The following is a 9,011-nucleotide window of genomic DNA, read 5'->3' as shown; positions in this document are numbered from 1 at the left end:
CGCCCCCGGCGCCTACCTCTGGCACCACCACCGCGTCGACGCCGACGGCCTGCGCACCCAGCTCGAGGGCTACGCCGTCGGCCTCGGCAGCTTCCTGGCCAAGGTCGCCCTCTCCCCGCACGGCCGCTCCGCCGCCCTGCGCCGGCTCCCCGCCGCCGCGGCCCGGCTGCGCCACATCTCCGACCGCGAGACCGGAGCCGGGGACGCGATGCCCGAGTCCGGGCCGCTGCGCCGCGGCAGCCGGCTGGCCCGTGGCGGCTGGGCCTACCTGCGTCGCAGCCACCGGGTCCGGCGCGACGGCGGGGTCGTGCCGCCGATGAGTGGCCCGTTCGTGTCGAGCACGGTGCCCGCGCACATCCAGCGGGCGGCGGCGGCCGACCGCGCCGCGGCCGTCGCGGCCATCGAGGCGCCCGAGCCGGGCGAGCGGGTCGCGGACCTGGCGCCCGCGAGGGTCCCGGCGCCGCGCTCCGGCCGTCCGGGCCGGGTCCGCGGGCTGCTGCCGGTCTGACGGCCCGGTCACCGGCGCGGGTGGGTAGCGGTCGTCGGCGCCGGTCAGCCGGCGCTCCACATGCCGATCGCATCCAGATGGGCCAGCAGCAGGTCCCGGCCGTCCAGGACGTGCCGGCGCATCGCGGCCCGGGTGGTCTCCGGGTCGCCCGAGCCGAGCGCGTCCAGCAGCTCGGTGTGCGCCCGCAGCGCGGCCGACCGCCAGGCCTGTGAGCCGGTGTAGAAGTGTGCCGGCAGGTAGTGCGACGACCGTCCGACCAGCCAGGCGAGCTTCCGCGACCCGGCCAGCCGGTTGATCTCGGCATGCAGCCGGTGCTCGGCGGTGACCAGCGGCTCGAGCGCTTCCGGTCCGGCGTCGCCGGGGATCCGGGCGGCCAGCTCGGCGACCCGGTCGGCCAGCCCGCGCACCCGGTCCAGGTCCCCCGGCGCCACCCGCTGCGCGGCGCGGGCAGCGAGCTCCCCGGTCAGGTGGGCCTGGACGTCGAACAGGTCGGCGATGTCGCCGCGGGTCAGCCCGGCGACCACGAACCCGCGTCGCGGCACCGCGTGCACCATGTCCTCGGCCCGCAGCGCGGCCAGCGCCTCGCGCACCGGGGTGTGGCTCACGCCCAGATCGGCGGCGATCCGGTCCATCCGCAGGAACGTCCCCGGTCGCAGCTCGCCGGAGAGGATCCGGTCGCGCAGGACGAGGGCGATCCGGTCGGGCAGCTGCGGGGTCCGGCCCGGGGTCACGGGACCGAGCGCGGCGTCGGGCATCGACACGGCCACTATCATATACGATCACCAGTATTCGTCAGAGCAGACTCAAGGGAGTGCCCCGTGCCGTCGTTCCGGCTGACCGACATCGTCCGTGACCACGCCCGGGACCACGGCGACCTGACCGCCGTGTCCTTCGAGGGCGCGACGACCGGTTACGCCGAGCTGGAGCGTCGCTCCGGCCAGGCGGCGGCCGCGCTGCGCGACCTGGGGGCGGGCGCCGGCTCCCGGGTGGTCTGGATCGGCAAAAACCGGCCCGAGTTCCTCGAGCTGCTGTTCGGAGCCCCGCGGCTCGGTGCCGTGTCGGTCCCGCTGAACGTGCGCCTGACCGAGCGGGAGCTGCTGGCCCTGGTCGAGGACGCCGACGCCGGGCTTGTCGTGCTCGGCCCGGAGTTCGCCGGGCTGCGGGCGGCGCTGGACGACCGGCGGGTGCTGGTCGTCGGCGAGGACTACGAGGCCTGGCGGGAGGCTCCCGCCGCGCCGCTGCCCGCCGAGGTCCCGGACGGCACGACCGACGACGACACCGTCCTGCAGCTCTACACCTCCGGCACCACCGGCCTGCCCAAGGGCGTGCTGCTGGCGCACCGGCAGTTCGCCGCGCTGCTGCACGCGAGCGAGTACTGGTCGATCGACACCACGTCGACCGCGCTGGTCGCGATGCCGCTGTTCCACATCGGCGGGGTCGGCTACGCGCTGGTCTGCCTGGCTGCGGGGGCCCGGACGGTGCTGGTCGCCGACATCGTCGGAGACCGGCTGCTGGAGATCATGTCCGACGAGCGCGTCACGAACGCGTTCCTGGTCCCGGCGGTGCTGCAGATGCTGGTCGCGGTGCCCGGCGCCGCCGAGCGGGACTGGTCGGCGCTGCGCTCGATGGCCTACGGGGCCTCGCCGATCACCGCGGGCGTGCTCCGCGCGGTCGTCGAGACCTTCCGGGCACCGTTGTTCCAGGTCTACGGCTCCACAGAGACGACCGGCGCGATCACCCAGCTGGACCCGGACGAGCACGACCCGGACGGTCCGCGGGCGCACCTGATGCGCTCGGCAGGCCGCGCCTACCCGTGGGTGGAGCTGGCCGTCGTCGACCCGGCGACCGGCACGTCGCTGCCCGCCGGCGAGGTCGGCGAGGTGCGGATCCGCTCGGACCAGGTCACCGCGGGCTACTGGGGCCGGCCGGAGGAGACCCGGGCCGCGCTCGGCGACGACGGCTGGCTGCGCACCGGCGACGCCGGCTACCTGGACCCGGAGGGTCACCTGTTCCTCACCGACCGGATCAAGGACATGATCGTGACGGGGGCGGAGAACGTCTACCCGATCGAGGTGGAGAGCGTGCTGTCCGAGCACCCGGACGTCGCCGACGTCGCGGTCATCGGGGTGCCCGACGAGCGCTGGGGCGAGTCGGTGAAGGCGGTCGTCGTGCCGCGGGAGGGCGCCCGGATCGACCCGGACGCCCTGCTGCAGTGGCTCCGGCCGCTGGTCGCCGGGTACAAGCGGCCGCGCTCGGTCGATGTGGTCGACGCGCTGCCGCGCAACCCCAGCGGGAAGATCCTCAAACGGGAGCTGCGGGAGCCGTACTGGGCCGGGGTGGGCCGGAGCATCGGCTGAGCCCGGAGCACGGCCGTTCGGGGACGCCGGATCGGGGCCGTGCCGATCGCGTGCCACGATCGGCCGTCCCCGTCGATCACGGCACCGGCCCCCGGGAGGACCACCGTGCACCCCGACCTGCTGCCCCGGCTGGTCCGCTACGCCGACCTCTCCGCCTGGCCCGCGTTCGCCGCGCTCGGCGTGGGGGACGAGGCGCTGGACCGGTTGTTCGCCGACACCGCGGGCGTCGACCCGGGCACGGTCGCCGACCTGCGAGCCGACCTCGACGACCTGGTGCACGACGCCGCGGACGCGCTGCTGGCCGACCCCGCCGTCGCCCGCCGGGTGGCCGAGCTGGACCTCGCGGTGGGCGAGCGGATCGTCGTCGTCGGGGACTCGATCTCGGCGGACCGGCTGGGCTGGGCCCGGATCCTGGACGCCCTGCTGCAGCGGGTGCACCCGCGGGTGCGGGTGGACGTGCTCGCGCTGTCCGGGCGCACCACCTCCGAGGCGCTGGCGCTGGCCCCGGTGCTGGTCGCCAGGGCCCCGACCCGGGTGCTGGTGCTGCTCGGCACGAACGACGTCCGCCGGGAGGGGGCGACGGCCGCGGTGCCGATGGCGTCGGCCTGGGAGACCGGGCGGAACCTGCACGCCCTGCGCTCGCTGCTGGAGTCCGAGGTCGGCGCCACGGTGCGGTTCCTGGTGCCGCCGCCGGTCGACCCGCAGCGGTGCGGGTCGACCCGGTACGTGACCGGCGAGTTCTGGGACGCCGACGACCTGCCCCGGCTGGCCGCGACCGTCCGCGACCTCGACCCGGCGGCGATCGACCTGAGCCGGCTCCCGACCGGCCCCGCGTTCTGGGAGGACGACGGCGTGCACCCCAGCCCGGAGGGGCAGGTCGCGATCGTGCGGACGGTCCTGGGCGGCCTCTGATCCGATCCGGCCGGCTCACCCGGCGCGCAGCGCGGCGAGCGCGGCGCGGGTGCCCGCCACGATCGCCTCGGCGCCGCGACCGTCGTCCGGCACGCCGTCCGGGGTCGTGAACACGGTCAGCGCGATCGGCGGGCGCTGCGGCGGGAACAGCAGGCCGGCGTCGTTCTTCTCGCCGCCCGGCCCGCTGCCGGTCTTGTCCCCGACCGCCCACCCGGCGAGCACGCCGGCCCGGATCTGACCGGCGCCGGTGGTGCTCGCCCGCAGCCACTCGACGAGCCGGTCGCGCTGCGCGGGCGGCAGGACGTCGCCGGTGCCGAGGGCGCGCAGCGACGCCGAGAACGCGGCCGGGGTGCTGGTGTCCTGCTCGTCGCCGGGGAACGCGGCCTCGTTCAGCTCGGGCTCGGTCCGGTCGGCGCGGCTGACGGCATCCCCGGTGCCGCGCAGGAACGCGGTCAGCGCGGCCGGCCCGCCGGTCTCGCGCAGCAGCAGGTTGTGCGCGGTGTTGTCGGAGACGGTGACGGCGGCCTCGCAGAGCTCGGCCACGGTCATCCCGCCGGCCAGGTTCCGCGTGGTCACCGGCGCGTACTCCAGCAGGTCCGCGCGGGTCCAGCGCAGCCGGCGGTCGAGCAGGCCGGGCTCGGTGACCGACCGGTGCAGCACGTGCGCGGCCATCAGCGCCTTCGCCGTCGAGCACATCAGGAACCGCTCGCCGTCGCGGTGCCCGACGGCCACGCCGGTGCCGGTGTCGAGCGCGTGCACCCCGATCCGCCGCCCGGAACCGCGCTCGATCTCCGCCAGTGCGGGGATCGGTGCGACGGCCGGTTCCGCCGGGGTCGTGCCGGAGGCGGGCGCAGGGGCAGGGGCAGGGGCAGGGGCAGGGGCAGGGGCACAGCCGAGCAGGGTGACGCCGAGTCCGGCGGCACCGCCGAGCAACAGGGACCGTCGGGTGATCGTCATGGGTGACATCGCAGCAGGGCCGGTGCCGGCAGCTCACACGGGATCGCGCTTCCGGCGGGATGCGCTGCCGTCATCCCGTCGGCAGCCACTCCCGGGCCGCGGCGACCAGCGCGGCGACGCCGGTGGACAGCGTCGGCTCGATCACCGGCGCGTAGCGCGGCGAGTGGTTCGAGGGCAGGTCCGCGACCCGCTCGCGGATCCGCTCCACGTCGGAGCAGCCCTCGAACGACGCCGGGTCGGCACCGCCGAGCAGCCAGTACACGCACGGCGCGCCGGCCGCGACGGCGAACGCCCCGACGTCCTCGCTTCCGGTGACCGGCCCGGGGTCCACGACCGGAAGCGCCGCGACGGTCGCCAGCGCGCCCCGGGTCCGCTCGACGGCGTCGGCGTCGTTGCACACCGGCGGGAAGCTCTCGGTCACCCGGATCTCCGGGTCCCGGGGCGCGCCGGAGGTCGCCGCCTCACCGCGCACGATCCGCTCCACCGCGCCGAGCACCCGGTCCCGGACGGCCGGGGTGTAGGACCGCACGGTCAGCCCCAGCTCGGCCGAGTCCGGGATGACGTTCTCCTTGCTGCCCGCCCGCAGCAGGCCGACCGACAGCACCGCGGTCTCGGCCGCCGGGACCTCCCGGGACACCACGGTCTGCAGCCGCAGCACGGTGGTCGCCGCCATCAGCACCGGGTCCACCGTGGTCTCGGGCCGGGAGCCGTGCCCACCGGAGCCGTGCAGCCACACGCGGACGGTGTCGCTGCCGGCGAACGCCGGGCCGGGCGTCACCGCGAGCACCCCGGCGGGCAGCGGCGCGACGTGCTGGCCCAGGACGACGTCGGGTGTGCCGAACCGGCCGTAGAGGTCGTCGTCGAGCATCGCCCGCGCGCCGCCGCCGGTCTCCTCGGCCGGTTGGAACACCACCAGCAGGATCCCGGACCAGGTCCCCCGCGCGGCCGCCAGCTCGGCGGCCGCGCCGACCAGGCAGCTGACGTGCATGTCGTGCCCGCAGGCGTGCGCGACGGCGGTGTCGTCGCCGTCCGGTGCCGTCCCGCGGGCGGTGCTCGCGTAGTCGAGCCCGGTGTCCTCGGCGACCGGGAGCGCGTCCATGTCCGCGCGCAGCAGTGCGGTTGGGCCGGCGCCGTTGCGCAGGACGCCGACCACCCCGGTCCGCCCCACGCCCTCGGTGACCTCGTAGCCGGCGTCGCGCAGCCGGGCGGCGGCGATCCCCGCGGTGCGGGTCTCGGCGAACGAGAGTTCGGGGTGCCGGTGCAGGTCGCGGTAGAGGTCGGCGAGATCGGTGCGCACCGGGCCGAACCTAGTGCCCCGTCGAGGAACGTTCGGCACGGAACTCGTCGGCCCAGGCGCCGGTTCTCGCACCGACGTTCTCGGGTCCGGTGCGCGTTCCGTCGATCTGCGGACCCCGGAACCGTCGCGCCGGCGGGCGGATCCGACCCTGGTGGTCGAGAGGGTCGCTCCGTATGGTGTGCGCCACACTGGCGAAACGGATTTCCGCATCGCGGAAGAGTCGAGGGTTCACCGATGCATCCTGCTCCGGCCACGCCGCCCGCGCCGACGCCGAAGGAGACCCGCCGGGTCGCGGCGGCGACGTTGATCGGCACGTCCATCGAGTGGTTCGACTTCTTCGTCTACGGCGCGGCGGCCGCGCTGGTGTTCGGCGAGCTCTTCTTCCCGTCGGCGAACCCGCTCACCGGGACCCTGCTCGCGCTGTCCACGTTCGGCGTCGGGTTCGTCGCGCGCCCGTTCGGCGGGGTGATCTTCGCGCACTTCGGCGACCGGATCGGCCGGAAGTCGATGCTGGTGCTGTCCGTGGTGATGATGGGCGGCGGCACGTTCCTGGTCGGGTTGATGCCGACCTACGAGACGATCGGCGTCGCCGCACCGGTCCTGCTCGTGCTGCTGCGGATCGTGCAGGGGATCGGCCTCGGTGGGGAGTGGGGTGCGGCCGCCGTGATGGCCGTGGAGTACGCGCCGCCGCACCGCCGCGGGTTCTTCGGGAGCTTCCCGCAGACCGGCGTGCCGGCCGGCATGCTCCTCGCGAACCTCTCGCTGCTGGTCATGTCGGGCGTGATGAGCGACGAGGCGTTCCGGGAATGGGGCTGGCGGGTGCCGTTCCTCGCCTCGATCGTGCTGGTCGCCGTCGGCATCGTGATCCGGCTGCGGGTGGCCGAGTCGCCGGTGTTCGAGGCGACCCGCACGGCCGGGAAGATCGAACGCCAGCCGGTCCTCGCGGTGCTGCGCCGCCAGCCGGGGAACGTGCTGCGGGCCGCGGGCCTGCGGTTCGCCGAGAACAGCACGTTCTACATCCACACCACGTTCGTCCTGACCTACGGCACCCTGATGCTCGGGATGGCCCGAGGCCAGCTGCTGCTCGCGGTCATCGTCGCGTCGGCGATCGGGCTGGTCAGCATCCCGTTCTACGGCTGGGCCTGCGACCGGTTCGGACGACGGCCGGTCGTGCTCTGGGGATCGGTGGTGCTGCTGGCGATGAGCTGGCCGTACTTCTGGGCGCTGGACACCCGGTCGCTGCCGCTGATCGTGCTGGCCACGGTGGTCGCGGTGAACATCGGCAACTCGGCGGTCTACGCGCCGCAGCCGGCCTACTTCTCCGAGCTCTTCGAGCCCGAGGTGCGCTACAGCGGGGCCTCGATCGGGGCGCAGGGCGCCAGCGTGTTCGCCGGCGGGCTGGCCCCGGTGATCGCGACCGCGCTGCTGAACGCGACCGGTGGCTACGACTGGATCGCCGTCTACATGTCCGCGATGGTGCTGATCACGATCGTCGCGGCACTGCTGTCCCCGGACCCGTACCGGGCCGCGCTGAAGAAGGGGGAGCGGGCACCGGCGTGAGGAACGGTGCGGTGACGGGGACCTCCTTCCCCGGGCCAAGGACGCCGTCGGGGGCCTAGGTTGGGCGGCGTGAAGGTGTTGTTGCTTGAGAACATCCATTCCGTCGCGGCGGACGCGTTTCGGCGCGCGGGCTTCGAGGTCGACCAGCGGTCCGGGTCGTTGAGCGAGGACGACCTCGTCGACGCGGTGGCCGGTGTGAGCCTGCTCGGCATCCGCTCGAACACCACGATCACCCCGCGGGTGCTGGACGCCGCCAAGGACCTGTTCGCGGTCGGCTGCTTCTGTATCGGCACCAACCAGGTGGACCTGCCGGCCGCGGCCGAGCGCGGCGTGGCCGTGTTCAACGCGCCGTACTCCAACACCCGCAGCGTCGTCGAGCTGGTGCTCGGCGAGATCGTCACGCTGGCCCGGCGGCTGACCGAGAAGACCCAGCGGATGCACGAGGGCGTCTGGGACAAGTCCGCCCGCGGCAGTCACGAGTTCCGCGGCCGCACGCTGGGCATCGTCGGCTACGGCAACATCGGCACCCAGCTGTCCAACATCGCCGAGGCCGTCGGCCTGCGGGTGATCTTCTACGACACCACGGACCGGCTCGCCCACGGCAACGCCCGCCGGGTCGGCTCGCTGGCCGAGCTGCTGGCGCAGTCCGACGTGGTCAGCATCCACGTCGACGGCCGCCCCGGGAACGCCGGCCTGTTCGGGGCCGAGCAGTTCGCGATGATGAAGCCGCGGTCGATGTTCATCAACGCCTCGCGCGGGATGGTGATCGACGAGCAGGCGCTGCGCGAGAACATCCTGTCCGGGCACCTCGCCGGGGCCGCGGTGGACGTGTTCCCGGCCGAGCCGAAGGCCCAGGGCGACCCGTTCGACTCGCCGCTGCGCGGGCTGGACAACGTCATCCTGACCCCGCACATCGGCGGGTCCACCCAGGAGGCGCAGGAGGAGATCGGGCACTTCGTCTCCACCAAGCTCGTCGACTTCGTGGCCAGCGGTGCCACCGAGCTGTCGGTGAACCTGCCGCACGTCGGCCCGCCGCCGAACGCCGGGGCGTTCCGGATGGGCTACCTGCACCTGAACGCGCCCGGGGTGCTGGCCGACACGAACCGGCTGCTGGCCGACACCGGCGTCAACGTGCTCGGGCAGTCGCTGGCCACCCGCGGTGACCTCGGTTACGTGCTCACCGACACCGACGACGTGCTGCCCGACGACGCGCTGTCCGCGCTGCAGAAGTCCCCGCAGACGCTGTGGCTGCGCTCCTGGAAGCTGTAGGGCCCGCTCAAGCGCGAGGGCCCGCTCAGAACGTGTTGTGAAACCCGGTGATCGTCCGGCGCGGCGGTGCTGGTAGCCCGGACGAGGTGTTGATCATCAGTTCGGGTGTGCCCGTGTTCGTGCCGCCCGGCTTATGACTCGTCGTTGACCG

The 9,011-nt window shown here is 74.4% G+C and carries 8 protein-coding genes; 5 read left to right on the top strand and 3 right to left on the bottom strand.

What is annotated here, in order from left to right; translation table 11 throughout:
- A partial coding sequence (locus ACLFMI_RS26575) for a hypothetical protein (protein WP_410950707.1) occupies positions 1-508 on the top strand: 508 nt, incomplete at its 5' end.
- Positions 509-552: 44 nt separating this feature from the next.
- Here the strand turns inward: ACLFMI_RS26575 and ACLFMI_RS26570 are convergent.
- Entirely contained in the window at positions 553-1,263 is a 711-nt protein-coding gene (locus ACLFMI_RS26570) for a GntR family transcriptional regulator (protein ID WP_410950708.1), read from the bottom strand.
- 63 nt (positions 1,264-1,326) lie between these two features.
- On the opposite strand from ACLFMI_RS26570, the gene ACLFMI_RS26565 reads away from it, so the two are divergent.
- Together ACLFMI_RS26565 and ACLFMI_RS26560 are read left to right on the top strand one after the other, a co-directional pair.
- The gene (locus tag ACLFMI_RS26565; RefSeq protein ID WP_410950706.1) at positions 1,327-2,865 is read left to right on the top strand and encodes a long-chain-fatty-acid--CoA ligase; all 1,539 of its coding nucleotides are present in this window, start codon (positions 1,327-1,329) and stop codon (positions 2,863-2,865) included.
- Positions 2,866-2,970: 105 nt separating this feature from the next.
- A complete protein-coding gene (locus ACLFMI_RS26560) occupies positions 2,971-3,777 on the top strand; it encodes an SGNH/GDSL hydrolase family protein (protein WP_410950705.1) in 807 nt (268 codons plus the stop codon).
- A 15-nt stretch (positions 3,778-3,792) separates the two neighbouring features.
- Here ACLFMI_RS26560 and bla read toward each other — a convergent pair whose 3' ends face one another.
- Both bla and ACLFMI_RS26550 read right to left on the bottom strand, forming a co-directional pair.
- Positions 3,793-4,734 carry a class A beta-lactamase gene (gene bla, locus ACLFMI_RS26555; protein WP_410950704.1) on the bottom strand — a complete coding sequence of 314 codons (942 nt, stop codon included), beginning with the start codon at positions 4,732-4,734 and terminating at the stop codon, positions 3,793-3,795.
- Positions 4,735-4,804: 70 nt separating this feature from the next.
- Complete coding sequence (locus ACLFMI_RS26550) at positions 4,805-6,031, bottom strand: amidohydrolase (protein ID WP_410950703.1); 1,227 nt, start codon at positions 6,029-6,031, stop codon at positions 4,805-4,807.
- A gap of 234 nt (positions 6,032-6,265) precedes the next feature.
- On the opposite strand from ACLFMI_RS26550, the gene ACLFMI_RS26545 reads away from it, so the two are divergent.
- Both ACLFMI_RS26545 and serA read left to right on the top strand, forming a co-directional pair.
- Complete coding sequence (locus ACLFMI_RS26545) at positions 6,266-7,591, top strand: MFS transporter (protein WP_410950702.1); 1,326 nt, start codon at positions 6,266-6,268, stop codon at positions 7,589-7,591.
- Positions 7,592-7,660: 69 nt separating this feature from the next.
- Positions 7,661-8,860 (top strand): phosphoglycerate dehydrogenase, encoded by a 1,200-nt coding sequence (serA, locus tag ACLFMI_RS26540; RefSeq protein ID WP_410950701.1) that lies wholly within the window; start codon positions 7,661-7,663, stop codon positions 8,858-8,860.
- The last annotated feature ends 151 nt before the right edge of the window (positions 8,861-9,011 follow it).

This window comes from Pseudonocardia nantongensis, assembly GCF_046546495.1.
GTDB lineage: Bacteria > Actinomycetota > Actinomycetes > Mycobacteriales > Pseudonocardiaceae > Pseudonocardia > Pseudonocardia nantongensis.
The sequence above is the reverse complement of the archived record's forward strand: the minus strand, read 5'-3'. Positions and strand labels throughout refer to the sequence as shown.

Excerpts from the sequence above, each read along its gene's own strand:
- ACLFMI_RS26570 (WP_410950708.1), bottom strand. The coding sequence starts at position 1,263 with ATGCCCGACGCCGCGCTCGGTCCCGTGACCCCGGGCCGGACCCCGCAG.
- bla (WP_410950704.1), bottom strand. The coding sequence starts at position 4,734 with ATGACGATCACCCGACGGTCCCTGTTGCTCGGCGGTGCCGCCGGACTC.
- ACLFMI_RS26545 (WP_410950702.1), top strand. The coding sequence starts at position 6,266 with ATGCATCCTGCTCCGGCCACGCCGCCCGCGCCGACGCCGAAGGAGACC.